19 protein-coding genes are annotated in these 22,001 nt (G+C 38.7%); 4 read left to right on the top strand and 15 right to left on the bottom strand.

From position 1 onward, the window contains the following. Positions 1–224 precede the first annotated feature (224 nt). Positions 225–971: an SGNH/GDSL hydrolase family protein gene (locus ACO1DI_RS25100; protein WP_208732611.1), complete on the bottom strand. Its 747-nt coding sequence runs from the start codon at positions 969–971 to the stop codon at positions 225–227. A 463-nt stretch (positions 972–1,434) separates the two neighbouring features. Here ACO1DI_RS25100 and ACO1DI_RS25105 point away from each other — a divergent pair, with 463 nt between their 5' ends. Then, a complete protein-coding gene (locus ACO1DI_RS25105) occupies positions 1,435–1,926 on the top strand; it encodes a sigma-70 family RNA polymerase sigma factor (RefSeq protein WP_423145691.1) in 492 nt (163 codons plus the stop codon). A gap of 101 nt (positions 1,927–2,027) precedes the next feature. Here ACO1DI_RS25105 and ACO1DI_RS25110 read toward each other — a convergent pair whose 3' ends face one another. The 4 genes from ACO1DI_RS25110 to garR form a co-directional block, all read right to left on the bottom strand. Next, positions 2,028–2,507 (bottom strand): competence protein ComK, encoded by a 480-nt coding sequence (locus ACO1DI_RS25110; RefSeq protein WP_423145692.1) that lies wholly within the window; start codon positions 2,505–2,507, stop codon positions 2,028–2,030. A 140-nt stretch (positions 2,508–2,647) separates the two neighbouring features. After that, positions 2,648–4,006 carry a gluconate:H+ symporter gene (locus ACO1DI_RS25115; protein ID WP_013055857.1) on the bottom strand — a complete coding sequence of 453 codons (1,359 nt, stop codon included), beginning with the start codon at positions 4,004–4,006 and terminating at the stop codon, positions 2,648–2,650. Positions 4,007–4,112: 106 nt separating this feature from the next. After that, positions 4,113–5,552, bottom strand: a complete 1,440-nt coding sequence (locus ACO1DI_RS25120) for a four-carbon acid sugar kinase family protein (protein ID WP_423145693.1) — start codon at positions 5,550–5,552, stop codon at positions 4,113–4,115. Next, entirely contained in the window at positions 5,549–6,451 is a 903-nt protein-coding gene (gene garR / locus ACO1DI_RS25125; protein ID WP_154991577.1) for a 2-hydroxy-3-oxopropionate reductase, read from the bottom strand. Before garR ends, ACO1DI_RS25120 begins: the two co-directional genes overlap by 4 nt. A 293-nt stretch (positions 6,452–6,744) precedes the next feature. Here garR and ACO1DI_RS25130 point away from each other — a divergent pair, with 293 nt between their 5' ends. Then, a complete protein-coding gene (locus tag ACO1DI_RS25130) occupies positions 6,745–7,371 on the top strand; it encodes a GntR family transcriptional regulator (RefSeq protein WP_028414247.1) in 627 nt (208 codons plus the stop codon). Between the two features lie 24 nt (positions 7,372–7,395). Here ACO1DI_RS25130 and ACO1DI_RS25135 read toward each other — a convergent pair whose 3' ends face one another. The 4 genes from ACO1DI_RS25135 to ACO1DI_RS25150 all read right to left on the bottom strand — a co-directional run bounded on the left by ACO1DI_RS25135 (position 7,396) and on the right by ACO1DI_RS25150 (position 12,641). Then, complete coding sequence (locus ACO1DI_RS25135; RefSeq protein WP_209368485.1) at positions 7,396–8,976, bottom strand: FMN-binding glutamate synthase family protein; 1,581 nt, start codon at positions 8,974–8,976, stop codon at positions 7,396–7,398. Between the two features lie 43 nt (positions 8,977–9,019). Beyond that, positions 9,020–10,741 carry a pyruvate oxidase gene (locus ACO1DI_RS25140; RefSeq protein ID WP_243557281.1) on the bottom strand — a complete coding sequence of 574 codons (1,722 nt, stop codon included), beginning with the start codon at positions 10,739–10,741 and terminating at the stop codon, positions 9,020–9,022. A 100-nt stretch (positions 10,742–10,841) separates the two neighbouring features. Next, entirely contained in the window at positions 10,842–11,609 is a 768-nt protein-coding gene (locus tag ACO1DI_RS25145) for a tyrosine-protein phosphatase (protein ID WP_155017096.1), read from the bottom strand. A gap of 279 nt (positions 11,610–11,888) precedes the next feature. After that, on the bottom strand, positions 11,889–12,641 hold the full coding sequence (locus ACO1DI_RS25150) for a CpsB/CapC family capsule biosynthesis tyrosine phosphatase (RefSeq protein ID WP_423145694.1): 753 nt from the start codon (positions 12,639–12,641) through the stop codon (positions 11,889–11,891). Between the two features lie 313 nt (positions 12,642–12,954). On the opposite strand from ACO1DI_RS25150, the gene ACO1DI_RS25155 reads away from it, so the two are divergent. Further along, on the top strand, positions 12,955–13,686 hold the full coding sequence (locus tag ACO1DI_RS25155; RefSeq protein ID WP_208732619.1) for a DUF6270 domain-containing protein: 732 nt from the start codon (positions 12,955–12,957) through the stop codon (positions 13,684–13,686). Between the two features lie 46 nt (positions 13,687–13,732). Here ACO1DI_RS25155 and ACO1DI_RS25160 read toward each other — a convergent pair whose 3' ends face one another. After that, positions 13,733–14,494 carry an SGNH/GDSL hydrolase family protein gene (locus ACO1DI_RS25160; protein WP_208732620.1) on the bottom strand — a complete coding sequence of 254 codons (762 nt, stop codon included), beginning with the start codon at positions 14,492–14,494 and terminating at the stop codon, positions 13,733–13,735. Positions 14,495–14,689: 195 nt separating this feature from the next. Between ACO1DI_RS25160 and ACO1DI_RS25165 the strand changes: the two genes are divergently transcribed. Beyond that, positions 14,690–15,652, top strand: a complete 963-nt coding sequence (locus tag ACO1DI_RS25165) for a LytR family transcriptional regulator (RefSeq protein ID WP_208732621.1) — start codon at positions 14,690–14,692, stop codon at positions 15,650–15,652. Positions 15,653–15,694: 42 nt separating this feature from the next. On the opposite strand, the gene ACO1DI_RS25170 is transcribed toward ACO1DI_RS25165, so the two are convergent. The 5 genes from ACO1DI_RS25170 to ACO1DI_RS25190 form a co-directional block, all read right to left on the bottom strand. Continuing rightward, the gene (locus ACO1DI_RS25170) at positions 15,695–16,075 is read right to left on the bottom strand and encodes a triple tyrosine motif-containing protein (RefSeq protein WP_057274486.1); all 381 of its coding nucleotides are present in this window, start codon (positions 16,073–16,075) and stop codon (positions 15,695–15,697) included. A gap of 75 nt (positions 16,076–16,150) precedes the next feature. Next, positions 16,151–17,116, bottom strand: a complete 966-nt coding sequence (tagH, locus tag ACO1DI_RS25175) for a teichoic acids export ABC transporter ATP-binding subunit TagH (RefSeq protein WP_049166343.1) — start codon at positions 17,114–17,116, stop codon at positions 16,151–16,153. Between the two features lie 16 nt (positions 17,117–17,132). After that, positions 17,133–17,936, bottom strand: coding sequence for an ABC transporter permease (locus ACO1DI_RS25180; RefSeq protein ID WP_049163404.1), 804 nt, complete (start codon positions 17,934–17,936; stop codon positions 17,133–17,135). Next, positions 17,933–19,210, bottom strand: a complete 1,278-nt coding sequence (locus ACO1DI_RS25185) for a nucleotide sugar dehydrogenase (RefSeq protein WP_043979840.1) — start codon at positions 19,208–19,210, stop codon at positions 17,933–17,935. Before ACO1DI_RS25185 ends, ACO1DI_RS25180 begins: the two co-directional genes overlap by 4 nt. A 35-nt stretch (positions 19,211–19,245) precedes the next feature. Next, entirely contained in the window at positions 19,246–21,936 is a 2,691-nt protein-coding gene (locus tag ACO1DI_RS25190) for an accessory Sec system protein Asp2 (RefSeq protein WP_208732622.1), read from the bottom strand. Between the last annotated feature and the right edge of the window lie 65 nt (positions 21,937–22,001).

Genomic DNA, 22,001 nt, shown 5'->3' on the forward strand with positions numbered 1-22,001 from the left:
TATTCTTTATAATGAATAAGAAAAAACCTTTATTAAGAACAGAACGGAGAATTAGCATGCCACTCGTAAACATCAAGAAGGTTTGGACCCCTTTAGAGTTTTTTGGCTTTAAGCTTTATAAGTGTAGAGATACAAAAAGCTACTACTATAAAACGAGAAAAAGCCACAATCTAGCAAAATTGTAAAAGAACAAGCCCTATTTCTTTTGAAACAGGGCTTGTCTTTTATTTTCCTGTAAACCAATTCACAATATACTCTCCCCACACCTCATTCCCTTTTTTCGTTAAATTACCGCTGTCTTTATTTATATACTCTCCTAAATGAAACGGCCAAATGAGCGAGTGATTCATATAATATACCCAGTTTGCTTCAGAGACTCCCCTGATTGCTTCTACCCCTTCTTCATAGGACTCCGTTTGTGAAATATATGGCTGTGACGGCTGAATCATAAGGGTTTTTTTCAAGTCTTTGAGCTGATGAATCAGCTTGTCTGTATTTTCAAGCGTCTCATCTAGCGTAAGGTGCTGATAATCATTTTTAAGAGGTGCTTCAAACAAAATAATGTTTGGCTGAAGTTGATCAATTTGATCGGCAATATGCGAGGATAAAAGCTCATCCGTTGTCCCGTTACCATATGAAAGGGTTTTAACCGTAAATACATCGCTTCCATATGTAGCTGCTAGCTCTTTTTTTAACTGCTGTGGCCACCCTGCTTCCTTTGCGGATGTGGCAATTACAAGAGTCAGAGGTTTTTTATTTGCGATAGATGACTCAATTTGCTTTGTGATAAAGTCTGGAAGATTTTTTGTATAAGCAGATACATCGGAAAACTGTTTTTCTTTATGTACAACAGCGGACTTCACTTCACTTGCCTGTGCTTCCGTTTGCTCTTGCCAGTGCTGCGTCCCCGCATACATCACCGCCCCGCACAAAATAGCCGCCGCCACATTTACCCCAACCATCGCCTTCATTCAATCTCCCCTTTACCCGTTTTTAAAAACAAACTATATTCTGCCCACCCAACTTACATTTAATAGAATAAACAAAAGGACAACCACAAAAATACTCCACTGAATTTGCCCAAAAAGGTTTACCTATGCGGCAGGCGCAAACCCGCAAGGGAGGGTGGCTGCCGCTTAGGTCTAGCAACTCTACCATCACCGCTCTTCCGTGATGGTAGAGTTGCTACATCGATATATAAATAGTATAGATTAGTAGAATTTGGAATGGGGGACCTTTCGTACGTAAAATCTCTACAAATACACGTATACTTCGCATATTTCCTAGCGAAACGTGAAGTTTCCGGGGAAATTACGTCACGTTTCTTAAAAAGAAAACATAATGTACGCTCATTCGCACATGTCATCTTCCCCTTGTACAGTAGAGATACCGGCGGAATACAGCAAAAACGCGTTTTTGAAAAAGGAATGCTACATGCAAAAAAGCTCGTTTGATCAAATCGCTTCATCTTTTCATCCATTAATTGTGTCGATGATTAAAAAATTTCACATTTACAAAGACTACGACGAATATTATCAAATTGCGTTGATTGGTTTATGGAGAGCGTATCAAAAATTTGACGAAAACAAAGGATCTTTTTCTGCTTATGCCTACACAACCGTGCGGGGTACGATCCTTTCTCATTTAAAAGGCACCATTTTATACGAAGAACGGGAAACACCGGCTGAGCAGAACCTACTTTCACTAAACGAAGATCTCGCTCTTCCCGTTCCGCTAGAAAGTGAAATCATCGAGCAGCATATCGAACATTTAACGGGAAGAGAAAAAACCTATGTACTCGAACATCTGTTAGAAGGCTACTCGTATAAAGATATTGCCTACAAATACGGAGTCTCCACGGGAGCCGTTAAAAACTGGGGAAAAGCAGCCCGCAAAAAGCTAAAGGCCTCGCTTCTTCAGGAGTAAGAAAAGGAGGAAGCTTATCATAAGCTTCCTCCTTCCGTTCATATGTGTAGTCCAAGCGATTGTTCATATGTAGGACAAGTTTATTCGATAAATCGAACGCATTATGCCAAGACAACCGGACTTTCTAAACAGTAATTACGAATAACAGCAGCTCTGGCCAGCTTTTTTTCTAAACTATAATAAGAAAGCTTAACTGGAATGAACGTTCCGTCTTTGAAGTGAATCAGCATGGAGGTTGGATCAACTGTAGCAAGCGTGTGTGAAGTATGAACATGAGAGGCAAAAATCCAGGTGCAGCTATAGTCATTTGGCGAAGATGTCGGAAACGCAATGATGGCTTGTGAACGACTAATGACAAGCGGCGTAAGCTGTTTGTACGGAAACATTTTTCGAACGGCGGCAATGGACCCCTTAAACGTACTTAATTCTCGAATGCACGCTTCTTCTAATAATTGCTTACAGGTCTTGCTTAGCATGTATTCTCCTGATGCATCTAGCACCTTTGTGCGGTGAATAGGATCATTCACTGGAATTAATGCTTTTGTCGTCAAACCAATTTGATACTTTTCATCATTTGTCATACATCTACCCCCTTTGCTACTTTATAACTATTCTATACTATCGAAACGGGAAAAATCTAGTATTTTTTTCTCATTATTTGAAATATTTTGAATATATTTCATATCCAAAGAAAAAAGCGCTGAAACCAGCGCTTTTTCTTTTAAATAAAAATGTCTAAAATAAGAACCATTGCAAAAGCAGCAAATGATAGAATCGTTTCCATCACTGTCCACGTTTTTAACGTTTGGGCAACTGACATGTTAAAGAATTCTTTGATTAACCAGAAGCCAGAATCATTTACGTGCGATAGCATTACAGAACCTGCGCCTGTTGCTAGCACCAATAGCTCTGGGCTTACGTTTGGCATCGTTGCTGCAATTGGTGCGACAATACCTGCTGCTGTTGTCATTGCTACTGTTGCTGAACCAACTGCTGCACGAATTAACCCTGCAATCACAAATGCTAGCACGATAGGAGAAAGATGTGCATCTTGAGCAAATCCTGCAATTGCGTCACCTACACCGCTTGCTGTTAAAATTTTATTAAAACCGCCCCCTGCACCGATGATTAAAATGATCGAAGCAACGGGTCCAAGACATTCATTTGTGAATTTTAATAAATCGTCTTTGTTGTACCCTCTTGCAAAACCGAACGAATAAAAAGCAAACACTAACGAAATTAAAAGCGCTACGATTGGACTTCCAATAAAGTTTGTTACGTAGCGAATCGTACTTGTTTCTGGATAAACAAAGCCAGTTATCGTTGCTAAAAGCATTAATAGTACTGGAAGTAAAATCGTGAATAACGTAATCCCGAAACCAGGAAGATCTTTATGCTTTGACTCTGTGAACTGCTCCATAATTTCACCCGTTGGCTCTACGTGAACGCGGCGTGAAATGAACGATCCGTAAATAGGACCTGCCACTGCTGCAGCTGGAAATGCCACAACTAATGAATACAAAATCGTTTTACCTAAATCTGCTTTAAAGATATCCACCGCTAGCATCGCTGCCGGATGCGGAGGTACTAAACTGTGAACAACGGCTAAGCCGGCAATTAATGATAACCCAATTTTAATAAGTGACGTACCTGTATGCTTGGCAATTACAAATACAAGTGGAATTAATAACACAACGCCAACTTGGAAAAAGACTGGGATACCGCAAATAACGGCTACAACCATCATGGCCCAGTGTACGTTCTTTTCACCGAATACTTTAATTAACGTGCGGGCAATACGCTCGGCTCCGCCTGACTCTGCCATCATTTTACCTAACATCGTTCCAAGACCAAGAACAATCGCGATAAATCCTAAGACGCTCGCTACTCCTTCTTGGAAAGCTGTTACGATATCAGGCAGCTTCATTCCTGAAATAAGACCCATAAACAAAGCCGCAACAATTAGCGCTACGAACGGATTTGTTTTAAACTTAGCAATTAAAAAGATTAGTCCGACAATCGACACAATCGCATACAGCAAAAGACTTGCTTCATGACTTAATCCGAATACTGAATTCATATGTTCATCCCCTTAGTGTGACCATTTTTCATGTACGTACATCCAAATAATGTATACGCTTTCAAATAATTTCTAAAGTGAACGCACATCGTACGTTCACTTCTTTCTATTTACTTAATAACTCAACCGTTTCTCTAAGCGTTGTTTTGGCTCCGACGTTTCCAGGGAAAATGATGTACGCAATGCCTGGAAACTTGCTTTCCTCTCCCGTTACCCATACCGGAATGCCCGGCTTGATTTGTCCAGCAACCGTCGCACGCTTTACAGATAAGCCGTTTACGCCAATATCACTTGACGTAATGCCGCCTTTTGCGACGATAAAGTTTGGACGAACGTTTAAGCGACGAACAATGCTTGTAACCGCATCTGAAATTTTTACCGATAATTTAAGCTCTTCTTCTTTTTTGCCTTCGCCAAGATCTAAGCGCTCGCGTCTTGTATACACAGCTACTGTTTGACCTTTAGAAATAAGCCTCTCTGCTTCATTGATAATACGATTCACTTCTTCTTCAAACTTTTCAGGTTCTAAGACAAGATGACAGTCAAATTCAATAAATTCAATGAAGCTGCATTTCTTTAATTCTTCCAGCTGCTCCGTTGTTTTTTTGACGTGTGAACCAACCATAATTAATCCGCCGTTTGACGACTTCTCTTTAATGAGCTCTTCTTTTGTTAAAAGGTCTTTGTCGCTCACGCCGCCCATTACTTTTGTTAAAGCCGCAGCGCTTCGATACATAAAATGTTTTCCAAGCTTCATCGCACGAAGAAGCGCAATCGTCACAACTTTTACGTCCACATAATCTACTGCGTTCACAACTACTTTGTTAAAGTCTTTCACTTCCATTAACTGATTTGTGATCGTCACTAAATCAAGTGCACGAATGCTCCCAAGGGAAATATACGTCGTATGACTTGCTTTAAATTTCCCTTCTGACTTTTCTTCTACCCACTCGCCTAAATGAGACTTGCTGTAGCCAAACGTACGGTCTTTTGCAAACTCCGTTTCTCCTGCCGGCACTAAGTAGTCTTCATCCTGCACGTAGTGAATGTTATCAACTGTGAATCGTCCGCCTTCTTTGAAGAAAGGAAAGATCACTTCGCCATCAAGCACTTGATTGGAGTGCTGTTCAACGTTTTTCTTTAATACTTCTGTTTCTAACGGATAGTGGCCGCGAAGAGTGGAATCACCTCTGCTGATAATTAAAAACTCTTTATCGACTTCAGCCGCTACCTCTGTAATAACAGCCGCAATGTCTTCGTGTGCTTTTTCCGTTTCAGAAGCGGTAAATCCGCGTGAATTTGTTAGAATAAAAAACATTGAATTTTCTTCTGAAAACCCTCGCTTGATGCTGTCTTTACTCCAGTCTGTGTACACGGAAATGCCGTTAACGGTTTGAACACCAGTTGGATCATCATCCAGTACAATGATTTTTTGATTAAACGTAAGCAGCTCTTCGTCGAGCATTTTTTGTACAAGCGCTTCATCGACCGCTGGAATGTTTTTAAACACATCGCTTACAAGACGTTTTTCTTGTTGTTTAATCATGCTTCCACCTTCTTTTTCACTTCAACGTTTGCTAACTTTTCATAGTACTGCACAATTCCGCCGTGATCATCGCTTGCTTTTCCGTCTACTTTTAACGCATGGAAAATTTCCACAAGCTGACTTGAAAGCGGAAGCGGTACGCCAATGTCATGAGCCGTTTCCATCACGTTTGTCATATCTTTCAAGTTAATATCAATGCGTCCGCCTGCTACAAAGTTGCGGTCTAAAATCAGCGGTACTTTTGCATCTAATACAGCGCTTCCTGCTAATCCGCCGCGAATCGCTTGATACATTTTTTCAACGTCAATGCCTGCTTTGGCTGCTAGTACAAGCGCTTCAGACATTGCTGCAATGTTTAAGTTCACAATCACTTGATTTGCAAGCTTAGCCGTTACGCCGCTTCCATTGTCCCCAACAAGCGTTACTTCTGTTCCCATCGCATGAAGAATAGATGAAACGCTTTCAAAGATATGTTCATTTCCTCCGACCATAATCGCAAGCGTGCCGTCAATTGCTTTTGGCTCTCCGCCGCTAACCGGAGCGTCTAGCATGTGAATTCCTTTTTGTGCAAGCTCAGCCGCAATTTCTTTTGATGCTACCGGCGAAATGGAACTCATATCGATGATAACGCTTCCTTCTTTTGCGCTATGAATCAACCCTTCTTCTCCAAGAACTACGCTTTTTACATGATGTGAAGCTGGAAGCATCGTGATCATCACGTCGCTGTTCACTGCAACTTCAGCAAGACTTTCTGCTCCAAATCCTCCTGCTGCTTTCACTTCTTCCACTGCTGCTTTATTAATATCGTAAACCGTTACCTCAAAACCTGCTTTTAATAAATTGAGCGTCATCGGTTTTCCCATAATTCCAAGTCCAATAAATCCAACGCGTTTTGTCATTTTCGTTTCCTCCCCTTGTTGTATACGTTTTCAAATACGTTTAAAAAAATAATGTATACGTTAAAATATTTTTTGTATACATTTCTGATAATTTTGTATACACTCATCATATTCGCATTTTATTTATTTGTCTAGCCTTTTTTTAAATGAAATTTATTTCTAAAAGCGAAACTTTCCATCCCACCTTTTCACAAGTTATAGTATGATTTGGGTATACGCGTACAAAATGATAAAAAATAAAGAGAGAAAGAGACGAGATTTCCTCGTATCGAATGCTAGAGGTGAAGTAGAGTATGTTAAGAAATCAAGGTTCTCGTTCGTCTCATCACCCTTCTTATGAGATGATTCGAGATAAAATTTTAAACGGTGAGCTTGAAGGCGGTACAAAAATCGTCGAAGAAAAATTAGCGAGCGAGCTTGGATTCAGCCGAACGCCGATTCGTGATTCCATCAGACGCTTAGAATATGAAGGACTGATTGTCCGAAAAAAAGTGGTGTCGCCCACAGAAAAAGACTTGCGCAACTTGTTTGAAGTGCGAATGCTGCTAGAAGGCTCAGCTTCTAAAGCTGCGGCAACTTTTTTATCTGATAACGAATTAGAAGAGTTAAAGGAATGCGTAGACATCGGAAGAAACGGCTCGTTTGAAGACATTATGAGCGCGAATGAGCGTTTTCACGCCATCATTGTGAACGCAAGCAACAATGACGTCATGATTAATATTATCGACCGCATGCAGTCCATCATTTACTTATTCCGTCATACCGTGGTGTTTTACAACCGCCCGTTTTTAATTGACGAACATGAAGAGATTTATAATGCGATTAAAGAACGCAATGCTGAAAAAGCAGAAGCATTAATGCAGGAACACCTTCAAAAAGACTTAGAGTTTTGCCTGCATTTACTTCAAAGAAGACAATAAAAAAGCTGCCAATCGGCAGCTTTTTTATACGTACATCTTTTCCTTTGTAGAAATATCAGCTAACTGTCCGCTGCTGTTTTTGAACACCACGTGTTTCTTTGAAAACTTCGTTGGCGAATCAATACCGGCAGCTGCCGCTAAATTAAACAATCCTTCACGTAATGACAGCACGTAGTTACACACGCGGTATGACTTTTCTTCAATAATAAGCGCTTTTTGCAGCTTCGGATCTGTTGTGGCTACGCCCACTGGACAACGATTATTATGACAAACCTGCGCTTGAATACAGCCAACTGAAAACATAAAGCCTCTGGCAATATTAACGCAGTCGGCACCTAGCGATAAAGCCGTCGCAATTTTATCAGCCGTTAACAGCTTGCCGGATGCAAAAAGCTTCACTTCATCGCGAACGCCATACTTTTTAAGCAGTTCATCCACAAAAGGAAGTCCTGAAAACAGCGGCACGCCGGCTCCGTCCGCTAATTCTTGAAACGATGCGCCTGTTCCGCCTTCTGCTCCGTCAATCGTAATAAAATCAGGACCGCTTCCCGTCTCTTTCATATACGCCGCCATTTCTTCAAGATCATTTGTGTTTCCGACAACCATTTTAATACCTACTGGCTTGCCGCCTACATCTCGAAGTTTTTCAATAAACTGGAACATTTCAGGATACGAAGCGAATTCTTTGAAACGGTTGGGGCTGTCTACCGATTCTCCTGGCTTCAAGTTGCGGATTTCGGCGATTTCTTCCGTTACTTTTGAACCGTCTACGTGACCGCCTCGCGTTTTGGCTCCTTGGGCAAGCTTAATTTCAAACGCTTTGATTTGTTTCATTTCACTTTTCTTTTTAAATTCTTCCCATGAAAATTCGCCTTCTTTTGTCCGGACGCCAAAAAGCCCGGGACCAATTTGAAAAATGATATCCACATTTCCTTTTAAATGATACGGTGACAGGCCTCCTTCTCCCGTGTTCATCCACGTGCCGCCTGCTCGACCTAATCCTAGTGATAAAGCGGTAATCGCATGGTCACCAAGCGCTCCAAAGCTCATGCCGGATTGACCGATTAATCCTTTTACAACAAACGGATTTTTGCATGAAGGCCCTATAACGATCGTATCTTCATCTCGCAAATAAAACGGATCCGCTTCTTTCTCTTCTCGGTGCTCTCTTCGGCTAAATAAGTTATCAGCGTCCATTTTATATACTTTCGTTTTAATTTTTTGCGTATTATCCGCTTTCATTTCGTCGCGCTGCTTTGGAAACACCGCGTTTCGAATGTAATAGCCGGGTTCATTAAAATCACGCTCTGAGCCAAACCCCATCATCCGGTTCAAGTATTTACCTGACTTAACGGTTTGCTCGTATTGATTTCTAGAAAACGGCTTGCCTTCGTTATTATTTAAAAATAAATACTGACGCAGTTCAGGCCCCATTTTCTCAAAAATATAGCGCATTTTCCCGAGCAGCGGATAATTTCTCAAAACCGAATGCTCTTCTTGTTTTTCATCTTTCATCCAAAGAACAATAGCAATAATAACCGGGACTACAATCACAAGCATCATGACCGCACCAAAAATAAGTAAAATGATTTCAAACACTCCCATAATATCCCTCCTAAAAAGACTCTCCTGTAAGGAGAGTCACTGATTAAAGCATTCTGCTTAGTCCTTTGCGAAGCGGCGGCATTTCGAGCTCATGTTCTTTAAAGAACTTTTTCATAATATGCTTCGAATAATTGGCCGCTTGTCCAAATGAAATTTTGCCTGGAAGCGGCGGTTCATCCGCGACAACAACATCAATTACCACAGGAACATTCGCAAGAGAAGCTTTTTCAAATGCTGTTTCGAGCTCTTCATACTTTTCGACGCGGTAGCCAATTCCGCCGCACGATTCAGCGAACTTCGCAAAGTTCATTTCACCAAGCTGCGTTTGATAATCCAAGTGACCTTGAATCGCTTGTTCATATTTAATCATCCCGATTTCACTGTTATTAAGGACGACTACAACAATCGGAAGCTTGTACTTCACAGCCGTCACAAAATCTTGCATGACCATCGTAAAGCCTCCGTCACCGCACACGGCTACCGATTGTTTTTCCGGATGGGCAAGCTTTCCTGCGATCGCAGCTGGAAGTCCGCAGCCCATCGTTGCCAGCCAGCTTGAAATCACAAATTTTTGATTCGTCATGCGGAAATGTCTCGCCATCCATACCGTAACGTTCCCGACATCAACAGATACAATCGCATCATCGTCAACAATTTTTTGCAGCTTAGGAATGACTTGCTGCGGCTTGATTGGCGTACTCACTTCGTTTTCTTCTTTTTCTACGTGTTTCCACCAGTTTTCCATATTAACTTGACACTCTTCTAAGAAACGGCGGTTTTCTTGGTAATCTAAATTATGCGCAAGCTGTGACAGCGTCGTTTTAGAGTCTCCGACTAATCCAATCGACACAGGATAGCGTCTGCCGATTTGTGTGGCGTCAGAATCCAGTTGAATTGCTTCAACGCCGTCCGGTAAAAATTCACGGTACGGAAACGACGTACCCACCATAATCAATAAATCGGTTTCTTCCATCGCTTCATACGCCGGCTTCGTCCCAATTTGACCGAGCTGGCCTAAATTATAAGGGTGATGATCCGGCAGTATCCCTTTACCCGGAAGCGTAAAGATAATCGGCGCCGCTATTTTCTCTGCAAACTGCGCTAATTCAAGTTTGGCGTGCTTGGCACCTGTTCCTGCTAAAATAACCGGTTTTTTTGAATATTTAATCGCTAGAAGCGCTTTAGCTACATCTTCCGGGTCACTGTGAGAAATGGTTTTTGATACATTAGCAATTGGCGTTTTTTCATCAATTTTAATCGTTGAAGACGGAATATCGTCTGGAATCACTAGCACCGCGACGCCTTTTTTGGCATAAGCCGTTCGAATCGCTTGCTGCAGCAGATGCGGAAATGATTCAGGGGAATCTACTCGGTGATTAAACACCGACACATCGTCAAAAACACGTTCTAAATTCACTTCTTGAAACGATTCATTGCCAAGCTTCGCACGAGGCACCTGTCCGGCTAGCACTAGCACCGGTGCACCGTCTGCTTTCGCATCATATAAGCCGTTTAACAAATGAATCGCACCCGGCCCTCCAATTGACAGACACACGCCGATTTTACCCGTGATTTTAGCGTAAGAAGATGCTGCAAGTGCGCCTACTTCCTCGTGACGGACTTGAATAAACTCAATTTCATCTTTTTCACTTCGCAGATTGTCCATAAAATGATTGATTGAATCTCCCGGCATACCGAAAATGTGATCAATCTTCCATTCTTTTAAAACCGACATAGCTGCTTTTCCAGCTGTAGTTTTTATCATATTCAGCCTTCCTTTCTTTAACTTTGTTTCTATTCCATACCACAATAAAAGAAAGACAAAACAAGGGACTTTCCCGTTTTTATGGAAAAGTCCCTTGTTTTCAGCTAAATAATTTAAATAAACTAAATTTTTTCATCGGCTCAGGCTCTAATTGATGCACCGGACGACCGTCGATAATCGCTTCTGCATTTTCAATAAAAAAATAAAGTTCTGACGCACCGTACATATCGGAAATATAATCATACGCTTTTGAAAGTGAATAGTCGTGGTAATTGCGAGCATGAACGCCAGAGGCAATCACGTGGGCGAAGCGGTATTTAATAAACATACACGCCGCTTTTCGTTCTTTTTTTCCGTTTAAACCAAGAATACTAGCCGCACTTAGCTGAACGAGTACGCCTTTTTTAACGAGCTCATACAAACGCTCCGGATGATCCCGGAAAATCGGATGACATTCTGGTGAACGAAGAATTGGCACAACGCCTTTTGTTAGAAGATCATACAGTATCTTTTCAAAATAAGGTGAGACATCATATTCAGGCAGTGAAAGAAACAAATATTTATCGGTGTGATTAAGTGTGAGTAGCTGATTTCGCTCATAGTTTCGCAGAAGTTGAGGTGATAAAGGGACAAGCTGGCCTGGTAATACTTGAAGAGGAATACATGAATTCGTGAGCCATTCGTTAGCTGCATTCACATAGAGAAATAAATGGTGTTTCATAAACTCTTGATCGCTATCATAAAGCGGCGTCGCCACAACAGACTGAACGCCTTGATCCGTTAAGGAGCGTGCCATCTTCAAAAAGCCGTCTACTTCCTCAGGTCCGCTATCGATATTAGGCAATATGTACGTATGAATATCAATCACTTTATTTCCCTCCCTGCGCTTTGTATAGCTCTATTCTACGACGATTTTAAATGTGAAACTATGTATTCTTCTCGACATTTACCACCACGAACCCCGGAAAACCGCGTACTTTCCTGTCATCTACTTAACTAACAATATTTTACTATCATTCTTCATGAAAACGCAAACACAATTTGTAAAATAACTCCAAATATTGATGATAAAAGAAGTGTCTGGAATAGGTCTTTTTATGCAAATACCCTGATTAAACAAATGTTAATCAGGGTACAAAGGGAAAGTTTAAAAGATTCCTAGAAATTTTGTTTTTTTGATGCGTTCAGGCTCTTGTTTATAGACAGCCTTCCCGCTCGCAATAGCCTCAGCATTTTCCATGAAATGATAGAGCTTGCTGTTGCCGTATTTTTTAGAAACGGCTGAATAGGCTTTTTGCAGGCCGTACTGCTGGTAATTTTCACGATTCACGCCAGATGCAATAACGTGTGCTAATCCGTGATCAATGAACTGATAAGCTGCTTTTTTAGCTTTACTGCCGTTGCCGCCCAGCACACTTTGTGCAGATAGCTGAACGACTGCTCCATTTTTTACGAGCTTGTACAAATGCGCGGGATTCTCTACAAATAATGAATGGCGTTCAGGCTCATTTAAAACCGGTACAATACCTTTTAGCTGAAGCTCGTAAGCAATATTTTCTAACACTTCAATTTCCACGTCTTGTGGAATGTGTAAAAACATATATTTTTCATTTTCATTTATTGTCATCGTGTAATACTCTTCATTTGATAGAATCATATTGGTAGAGGCAATTACTTTTTGACCTGGTAAAACGCTTAGCGAAATAGAAGATTTTCTTAACCATTCATTCGCAATATCGACACCTTCTCTATAGCTGGAATCTTTTCCGTCATAAAGAGGTGCTGCTACGACTTCTGTTACTCCTTGTTTCACTAATACATTTGCCATTTCTAAAAATTCTTCTACACTTTTGGGACCACTGTTCACATTTGGCAAGATATTGGTATATATATCTATCATTTTTTTCTCCTCTTTCTATGCCTCAGATCATGGATAGTATTCCATGAATTATATTATATCACAGGGCTTTTTTTCTATCTTCTAGCATAAGTATCTATTTTTGCTCATGCTCTCTTTTGGGATTGATAGACGTTCCTTTTGTATTGAAATGTAGCATTCTTTTCTTGAAGAAAATGTTAAAAATAAATAATGGAAAATTAACGAGATAGAAAATGAGTAAATATACCTAAACACTGATTGACTTTTCTCTTCTTCTTCGTTTATAGTTTTTCTATATGTGTCTAAAAATGAGAAAATATTGTAGGAGTTGTAGATGAATTTGAAGAAGAAAATTGACATTCTAGGAAGCTGTGTTTCTAGAGACCCTTTTGCTATGTTTGACCATCAATATGAAATTAATGAGTATTTTGCTAGGACGAATATTATATCGCTAGCATCCAAACCTGTTGGACTTTCTATTCGAGGCATCCACATTGAGTCCAAATTCCAGCGTAGAAGTGTATACAATGATCTTAATAAACTTTTCTTAAAACATGTAGATGAAGAGCCTGCCGACACGTTAATCATTGACTTACTGTCTGAAAGATTAAGACTTATGAAACGCGGAGAATCTTACATTGCCCTTTCCAAAGAATTTGCTCAATCTAATTTAATGAATGATTTAAAAAGTAAAAGAATTGTAGAACGCACTGATGAATTATGGGAAAGCTCTGCTGATAAAATATGCGAAAGAATCAACGCAAGCAGCATTTCAAAAATCATTATTCATAAAGCGTTTTGGAAAGAAAAATATGTAGATAAAGAAGGAAACGTTCAAGTTTTTGAAAATCAAGACGAAATTCTGCGTCACAATCAGCAATTAGAGTATATGTATACATACCTTGGCAACAAAATTAACAACAGTACATACCTTGAAATAAAAGAAGAATTTATGGCAGATGAAAACCATAAATGGGGTCTTACGCCAAGACACTATGAGCCAGCTTATTATGAAAGATTTCTAGAACAGCTTAACGCTTTACTTTTACCTGTTGTAGCAAATTAAAAAATAAAAGCACGCACCTTTTTTTATAAGGCAGCGTGCTTTTTCATTATGAATTCGTAAAATACTCAGAGAGAAATTTAAACCATACCTTCTCCCCTTCTTCGTTCGGTTGACCATTTTCATCAGATAAATACTTTAAAATGTCTTCCTGCTTATAATCTGGCCATGCACTCCAATGATTTACAAACTCGTATCCATTTTCTTTAGCAAAGGTTTCTAAAGCCTTTACGTCATTAGGGTAATTTTGAGCTTGATAGACCGGAGCTGATGGTTGAAAAATAGTAACTAGGTCTTTATTTTCACTTTTAATATGCTTCATAATGATGTCTAAATTATCAACTGTGTTATTAATGCCTACTACGCCGTTATCATTTAATAAAAATGGTTCAAAAAGCAAGATATCAGGCTTTGCTTTTGTAATTTCTTCATACGTTTTCGTTTTTACAAATTGTAACGTATTCATTTGTTTGTATTCATACAACTCTACATTTATCAAATCTTTCCCATATGTATTTTCCACTTTTTCTTTTAGTAAAGTTCCCCACGTCTTTATATCGTGCTCAGGAGCGGATCCTACAATCACAAGCTTTACAGGATTTCCTGTTTTCTTTGCCGTCTCTAATTTCTTTACAATTGATTCCGGCAGATTCTTAGTCTCGGTTTGCATATCTTTTTCTGTTTCTGCTGCGCTCACTCTCGTAGGCTTTGTTTCAAACTGCTTGTCTAATTGATGGTTCCAGTACATCTTTCCTGCTACTAAAGACGAGATAAAGATGAGAATAGCAAATACGTTAATTAAAATTTTCATAAAATGTCTCCCTTACTATATCTTTCTTTTTTTCTTTTATTATAATATAATTTTAAAGTACATGAAGAAATTTGATTAAATTTGTCATTTTTTTAATCATTTTGACGTGTTTTACGATAAAAAAGATAAGAATAATGGCTTACATAGAAGACATTTATTTTATCAATACACAAAGAAAAGGAAGAGAGGCCCCACATGGAAGAACAAGTACAATCTCCAGAAGCGCGCAGACGCAAACGAAAAAAACCGAAAAAGAAACGCGCGTTTAAAATTATTCTTGGTATTATTTTAGTATTAATTCTAGGTGTAGCAGGCTATGCATATAGCATATGGCATTCCGTTGAAAAGACATTCACACAAACTCACGAACCATTAAAACGTGATGTATCTGAAAAACGTTCAAGCAAAGTGAGCCTGGCAAATGGAGATCCTATTTCTATTTTACTATTAGGAGTAGATCAGCGCGCCGGTGACCGAGGACGTTCAGATTCTACTATTTTAATGACGGTAAATCCAAAGACACAGTCTATGAAGATGGTCAGTATTCCACGTGATACGCGAACTGAAATTGTAGGAAAAGGAACACAAGATAAAATCAATCATGCTTATGCTTTTGGAGGCGTAGACATGTCCGTAAATACGGTAGAAAAATTCTTAGACGTTCCTGTAGACTACTACGTTCAAGTGAATATGGAAAGCTTTAAAGACATTGTAGATGCTGTTGGTGGCGTAACTGTAAATAATACTCTTGCATTTGATTATGACGGCTACAGCTTCCAAAAAGGACCTTTAACGTTAGATGGTAAAGAAGCACTAGCATATACACGCATGCGTAAACAAGACCCTCGCGGTGACTTTGGACGTCAACAACGTCAGCGTCAAGTAATTGAAGGCGTTATTGATGAAGGAGCTAGCGTTCAGTCTTTAACAAACTACGGTACGATTTTAGATGCAATTGGCCAAAATGTAAAAACAAACCTTACGTTTGATGATATGAAGCAAATTCAATCAAATTATAAAGACGCACGTAAAAATTCAGAACAGCTCCAAATAGATGGAAAAGGCGAAAAGATTAACGGTATCTATTACTATGCCGTATCTGATGACACGCGTAACCAACTATCTGCTGAATTAAAAGAAAGTTTAAATCTAAAATAATAAAAAAGATCGCGGGATGTATCCCGTGATCTTTTTTATTTATTATGATTTTGTTACTTTTACCAATTCTGTGCTTTTAGCAACAGCTTTTTCTTTTCCAGCTTTCACGTATACGCGCACACGATAGTCGCCAGACTTCGTTAGCTTATAAGCCAACTCTTTTTTTGTAGAGTAAGGGATTTTTTGGAATAGCTTGCCGTCTTTATAAACGGAGTAAGCATATTTAAGGTCTTTCCCTTCCGCTGTTGTTTTTACTTCTAAGCGCTTGTCTCCTACATTTTTAATCGATACTTTGTTTAATGCTGTTTTTTCTTGTTGAGTTTGTTCCGTTTTAGTTGGTTTGCTTGCAGTTTCTTTGTCATTGCTGCAGCCTGTGAATAATAGTGCACCTGCTACGATTGGAATTAATACTTTTGCTTTCATTAGAGATCCTCCTTGAATAGTAGATATATCAATCTACACATCTATTCTCAATATTATTAAAATGCTTTATAAACCTTATGTATAAAACATTAAAATCGCTAAAAACAAAGACAGCATAGATAAAATGCCTACTTGAAAATAAAGCTTAAACGTTTTTCGCCTTTCTTTTTTTCGTTCACGTCGCTTCGTACGCTGCTCTAATGAGTATAATGGCTGATTATACTCACTCTTTTCATTCATCAAGGCATATTCATCTTTTGCCTGATTAGCCAGCATATCTAATTTATACTGCTTTTTCTCTTCATCAGTTAATCCATTAAACCATTTAACAAACTCTTTATATTTTTCTAAAACAACACGAGTGCCGCCAAATTGCTTTAACTCTCCAAAGTGAATCCACATGACCTTGTTGCATACACTGCGGATTTGAGTCAACGAATGACTTATAAAGAAAATAGTTTTACCTTGTTCTTTAAATTCATTAATCTTTTTCAAACATTTATCGTAAAATGTTTGATCTCCTACTGATAAAGCCTCGTCTACTACCAATATATCGGGGTTGGTATGAACAGAAATGGCAAATCCAAGCCTGGATTTCATACCGCTCGAATAGTTTTTGACAGGCTGAGTAATAAACTTTCCGATATCAGCAAATTCGATGATATCAGGAGTGATTTTTTTAATCTCTTCTTTCGTTAGTCCATGCATCAGACACTTCAATTCGATATTTTCTAATCCATTTAAGTTATTATTTAACCCTACCGAAATAGCAATCAACGATGTTTCGCCATTGATTTTAATATCACCTGACGTCTGAGGCACAACTTGCGACAGCAAGTTAGAAAGAGTTGATTTTCCTGATCCATTAATTCCTACAACACCAATTGTTTCTCCTTCATTTACGGAAAAAGAAATGTTTCTTAGTGCGTAAAAGCTTTCATTTTTCTTTTTTGGAAAGAAAATTTCAAGCAGTTTATCAGATCTTTTTTTATATAAAACATACTTTTTACTAACGTTCTCAAATTGAACTTTTAGTGCCATAGATTACGCTCCTAGATTACAAGTAATCGATGAATTTATTTCTGAATTTCAAATGCAGGATTGATCCTACTGTTAGTATTAATAATGTGATAACCCAAAAATATAATGTGTATATCCAATCCTCATAAAACCAACCGTAACCTAACAATGAATATCTAAATCCTTGCACGATGTAAAAGAGTGGATTTAATTTTAAAATCGTTTCATATACATGTGACAATTTAGACGTATCCCATAAAATAGGCAATAAGTAAAGCACCATTCTCATTAATGATTGTAATATTTGCTGAAAATCTCTTATTAACGTTGAAATAGTTGATGTTAGCAGCGTGAGTGCAAATAAAAATACAAATAATGCTACTAAATAATATGGCAATTGAAGTAAATACCATCCCGGATTAATTCCATAAATGACGAAGATAACTCCCATAACCAGCATCATAATGATGAACTGAAAACTGTTACTGACAATCGTGACAGTTGGCAGTACACTGACTGGAAACTTCATTTTTGAAACCAAACTTACCCTTGCATACACACTGTTTGAACCTTGAGTAATGGAAGGGCTAATAAAAAACCAAGGGATTAACCCTGCAATTAGCCATACAAAGAATGGAATTCCATGTACGGGTGCCCCTCCACGAATTCCTAATCCAAAAACAAGCCAGTACAGAAGAATCTGTATGGCAGGTCCTAAAAACTGCCATACAGCTCCAAGATAGTGCATTTGGTATTTACTTTTTGCATCATAAAGAGATAATCTCAATATTAAATGAAAATTTGAGGATTGTTCTTTCAAAATCCTCCCTACAGAATTCATGCCATTACTTCTTCCTTCTTAAGGAATGCATGTAGGTTACCATAGTTAATGTAGCTGAAATCGTCAGAACGGTTAGCTACCACGTTTTTCGTATCGAAAATACGTTTTGTTGCCATACCTTCTAATTCGCTCCAGTTTAATTCTTTGAATTCATTATGGTCTGTTAACACAAGAACTAGGTCAGAATTGCGTACAGCTTCCTTGATATCTTGTTCAACCCAATCTTGTTCCACGTGAGGATCAAATGCGCGAATTTCGTATTTGCCTTCTGCTTTTAATAAATCATAGATTTCCATTGCTGGACTTTCACGGATGTCGTCTACGTTTCCTTTATATGTTAAACCGAATACTGTCACAACGCGGCCGTCCACTTTTTCCATTAGAGCATTTGTGTTGTCTACTACGTATTGAGGCATAGACGTGTTAATTGTTCTTGCTAGATTAATAAGCTGAGCTGTTTTAGGCGCTTTCGCAACGATAAAATATGGATCTACAGCCAAGCAGTGTCCGCCTACACCTGGTCCTGGTGTATGAAGGTTTACACGCGGATGCTTGTTAGCCATTTGAACAACTTCTAACGCATCGATTTCTAATTCGTTACATACTTTTGTTAATTCGTTTGCTAGCGCGATGTTTACATCACGGAATGTGTTTTCCATTAGTTTTGACATTTCTGCTGTTTTTGCATCTGTCTTAATGATTTCACCTTGTACAAATGTACTGTATACCATTGCACCAGCTTCTGTACAATTTGGCGTAAGTCCCCCAACAATACGGTTGTTGTGGATTAGTTCGTGAAGAATTTGTCCTGGAAGTACACGTTCTGGACAATGTACTAAGAACACGTCTTTTCCAACTTCAAAGCCAGCTGCTTCTACTAGCGGTTTTACATGGTCATCCATGCTGCGAGGTGCAATTGTAGATTCTACGATTAATACGTTTCCTTTTTCTAAGTAAGGAATGACGTTGCTTACAGCGCTTAATACATATGATAGATCACATGATTTGTGTTGGTCATCATGGTTTGGTGTTGGTACAGCTACGATGAATGCATCTGCTTTTTCCGGCTGTAATGCTGCGCGGAATGTACCTTTTTCAATTACTTCATTTAATGCCTCCTGCAAACCAGGCTCTTCTAAATGGATTTTTCCATTGTTTAATGATTCAATTACGCGTTGACTTACGTCGACACCTACAACATCCACATCATGTTTTGCAAACATAATAGACGTTGGTAATCCAATATATCCTAATCCTACTGTACAAAGTTTCATTTTATTTCCTCCTGTGTTAACTGCTTAATAATGTTTTATATAAAGACACTATTCGTGTCTCTAACCGCTTTTTGTTTGTATTGATTTCTTACAAAAATTCTACATCTGTATTCGCCTTTAGCTCTTGGCTTATAGCGGAAAATTTCTTCCTCGATATAAGACGTTTTATGAACAATTTTATCGTCTTTGTAAATGTAGTATGCGTACTCCAAATTGCCGTGGCCTTCTGTATCACATCTTGCAATAAAGTAGCTCTTGTTATCTTTTAAAAGAGCTCTTTTAATTTTAAATGGCACATGTTCGACATACTGCACATCTAAAATTTCGCTAATCGTTCGGCCAAGATACAGAGGAAAATAACCTTTTAAGTCTTTATGATTCGCTCGATCTTCTAAATCTAGCGTTACTTTATACCCTCTGTCTTTTAGCTGGTGATACAGCGGAAGGACATGACTTTTGTGATGATAATCCCACGTTCCTACATACAAACGGATGTCTGGTGCGCTATCTACAGGCTGATCTAGTAAGTTAAATAGAATTTGGTTTAAGTATTCTTTGTTTACATTATCCGAGCCTGAAATATACTCTGCAATGTTGACATGCTCTGCCTGATCAATCAAAAAGTCTCCTAATTTACTTTGAGGAGCACCGGCAATTACTTGTCCAAAATGATACTTAATTCCATAGTATAACGCCGCATAGCCGCCTTTAGACGAGCCTACGGTCATAACATTTTTGTGCGTAAAATCGTGCTTGGACATAATATATTGAATAAGCGAAGATACGCTTGTTTCAATCACATGATTTCTATTTTTGCCTAAGTAGTAAGAGCCTTGTTCACCAAAATCATCTAAAATGAAAAGTTTATTTGCTCCCACTTCATCTAACGTTTTCATATAATTATATACATAATGATATTTATTAGCTAAAGCAGAAAAGACAATAACCAATTTATCCTGTAATGTCTCATCAGCTGCTGGAACAAAATGATACTTCACGCCATTCATAGATTGGTAATGTGACTCTAATTCAAATGGCCCTTGATCTCTTGCTGCGATTTTATAATTCGCCAAGCGGAATTCTGTTACTACTTCAACCGAATCTTTGCCGCTGCTGAAATCCAGCTCAAGCACAGTAGCAGGTTTTTTCGCTTCCATTTTAGGAAATACCCATCCTTGCACATGCGGAACTGTTTGTTCACGCACAGCTCGTATATTCACATCTGTAGTAGATGTAATTTCAAGTTCAGCTACTTTGTTATTGTTTCTAAATAACTCGACAATTTGATCTCTTACGTGAACTTCTAATTCCGGAGCTACATGCCAAAACAGCTTGTATTGATGAGTATCTTCTGAAGCGACTTGATCACGTACAGTGATATGCTCAAGCTGCTTGTTATAGCGTACGTTACGTGTGTGAGTAACTCCACTATAACGTTCATTCACTCCCGTTGCTTCCGAGTAGTCTTCCGTTAGCTGATAATCTTTTATATATACTTTTTCGTGCTGATGATCCACTCGAGGAAGACCGCGTCCGTCCACGATTAGCGTGTTGTGTCCAAATGAAGAATATGCATATTTCGTAAACTTATCTTTGTAATTATATCCATTTGGCCCAGCTTCTGTAATGATATCACCGTTTGAATAAATGTGCATATTTAAGTCATCACTGTGCTTATGGTAACTAGTATGATAAGCTGCAGAAAACAGTACGTACGTTTCTTTTTCTTTTCTTTCCCATCCGCTTCTGAAAATTGCATAACCCGAGTCTTTGAACACCGCATCTTTTTCTACAGGCATTCTGCCCGCTTTCCCTTGATGAACTGCATATAAAAACTCTTCACTTTTGTACAAGCTTCGGTAGCTGCTGTTTACAACAGGCTTAGACTCTGTATCACAAAGAGGCGGGAATAATCCGTCTGGTCGAATAATATAGGTTGCGTATTTTTCTGTCTTTTTAAATAAATCAACGAAAAACTTTGCGTGGTTAGGGCTCAAATCCTTCAGCCATACAACCAATTTATTTAAATAATTGGATACGAGAAAATGATAAGACGGCGAATGTTCCTTATGTACGCCTTCTTCTGTATACACATAGGTAAAGTAATCAACAAGACGCTTTAATGCAATATCACGATAACGATCCGACTCATTATCTGCTTCTTCAAAATACATTGCGTAAGCAAGCAAAGAAATATCTTGGAACATGCCGTGATTTGTATTTGTTGAATGAAAATCATCTTGAGACAGTAAATTAGCTGTTTTAGCCATATTCTCTAAGAGAAGCTGTTCATCCGACGAAGCAAGCTTGTCCTTCGCTAAGATGTATAATCTCAACCAATACTGCAAACGCATTGCCGTTGTTTCATCGTGAAAAGCCATTTCATTTGAACCATTAGGATAAGGGTTTTTCTGAATCCAATCTTTGACTAAACCAATGGCTTTATCTTTGTACTGCTCTTCTTTTGTTTCTTCGTAAGCATCCGTCAAACATCCTAAAAAAGTATGACCATGAATCAAGCGTAAAAAACTTCTAGATTTATCTTCATTCCATAGAATTCCTTTTGGGTATCGAATGACCCCAAAAGGCGGAAGCGGATATTTATTACCCATAATGTTTTTAGCAGCTGCTAGCGGATCTTTATTCCGACTTTTCGGTAAGATCCTCATCAGCTTTTGAATTTTTTCTTCATCCAATGCCGTTAATGCTTTTTTTGTATTTATCATTCAGTCATTTCCCACTTTCTCATATGCGCGCTGTACGCATACAAACTATAAATTTCAAAAGGAAC

It is taken from the genome of Priestia sp. 40, from assembly GCF_049368575.1.
Classification (GTDB): domain Bacteria; phylum Bacillota; class Bacilli; order Bacillales; family Bacillaceae_H; genus Priestia; species Priestia zanthoxyli.

What these genes read in the sequence shown, in the direction of transcription:
- ACO1DI_RS25100 (WP_208732611.1), bottom strand. Translation starts at nt 971, where the DNA reads ATGAAGGCGATGGTTGGGGTAAATGTGGCGGCGGCTATTTTGTGCGGG.
- ACO1DI_RS25105 (WP_423145691.1), top strand. Translation starts at nt 1,435, where the DNA reads ATGCAAAAAAGCTCGTTTGATCAAATCGCTTCATCTTTTCATCCATTA.
- ACO1DI_RS25110 (WP_423145692.1), bottom strand. Translation starts at nt 2,507, where the DNA reads ATGACAAATGATGAAAAGTATCAAATTGGTTTGACGACAAAAGCATTA.
- ACO1DI_RS25115 (WP_013055857.1), bottom strand. Translation starts at nt 4,006, where the DNA reads ATGAATTCAGTATTCGGATTAAGTCATGAAGCAAGTCTTTTGCTGTAT.
- ACO1DI_RS25120 (WP_423145693.1), bottom strand. Translation starts at nt 5,552, where the DNA reads ATGATTAAACAACAAGAAAAACGTCTTGTAAGCGATGTGTTTAAAAAC.
- garR (WP_154991577.1), bottom strand. Translation starts at nt 6,451, where the DNA reads ATGACAAAACGCGTTGGATTTATTGGACTTGGAATTATGGGAAAACCG.
- ACO1DI_RS25130 (WP_028414247.1), top strand. Translation starts at nt 6,745, where the DNA reads ATGTTAAGAAATCAAGGTTCTCGTTCGTCTCATCACCCTTCTTATGAG.
- ACO1DI_RS25135 (WP_209368485.1), bottom strand. Translation starts at nt 8,976, where the DNA reads ATGGGAGTGTTTGAAATCATTTTACTTATTTTTGGTGCGGTCATGATG.
- ACO1DI_RS25140 (WP_243557281.1), bottom strand. Translation starts at nt 10,741, where the DNA reads ATGATAAAAACTACAGCTGGAAAAGCAGCTATGTCGGTTTTAAAAGAA.
- ACO1DI_RS25150 (WP_423145694.1), bottom strand. Translation starts at nt 12,641, where the DNA reads ATGATAGATATATATACCAATATCTTGCCAAATGTGAACAGTGGTCCC.
- ACO1DI_RS25155 (WP_208732619.1), top strand. Translation starts at nt 12,955, where the DNA reads ATGAATTTGAAGAAGAAAATTGACATTCTAGGAAGCTGTGTTTCTAGA.
- ACO1DI_RS25160 (WP_208732620.1), bottom strand. Translation starts at nt 14,494, where the DNA reads ATGAAAATTTTAATTAACGTATTTGCTATTCTCATCTTTATCTCGTCT.
- ACO1DI_RS25165 (WP_208732621.1), top strand. Translation starts at nt 14,690, where the DNA reads ATGGAAGAACAAGTACAATCTCCAGAAGCGCGCAGACGCAAACGAAAA.
- ACO1DI_RS25170 (WP_057274486.1), bottom strand. Translation starts at nt 16,075, where the DNA reads ATGAAAGCAAAAGTATTAATTCCAATCGTAGCAGGTGCACTATTATTC.
- tagH (WP_049166343.1), bottom strand. Translation starts at nt 17,116, where the DNA reads ATGGCACTAAAAGTTCAATTTGAGAACGTTAGTAAAAAGTATGTTTTA.
- ACO1DI_RS25180 (WP_049163404.1), bottom strand. Translation starts at nt 17,936, where the DNA reads ATGAATTCTGTAGGGAGGATTTTGAAAGAACAATCCTCAAATTTTCAT.
- ACO1DI_RS25185 (WP_043979840.1), bottom strand. Translation starts at nt 19,210, where the DNA reads ATGAAACTTTGTACAGTAGGATTAGGATATATTGGATTACCAACGTCT.
- ACO1DI_RS25190 (WP_208732622.1), bottom strand. Translation starts at nt 21,936, where the DNA reads ATGATAAATACAAAAAAAGCATTAACGGCATTGGATGAAGAAAAAATT.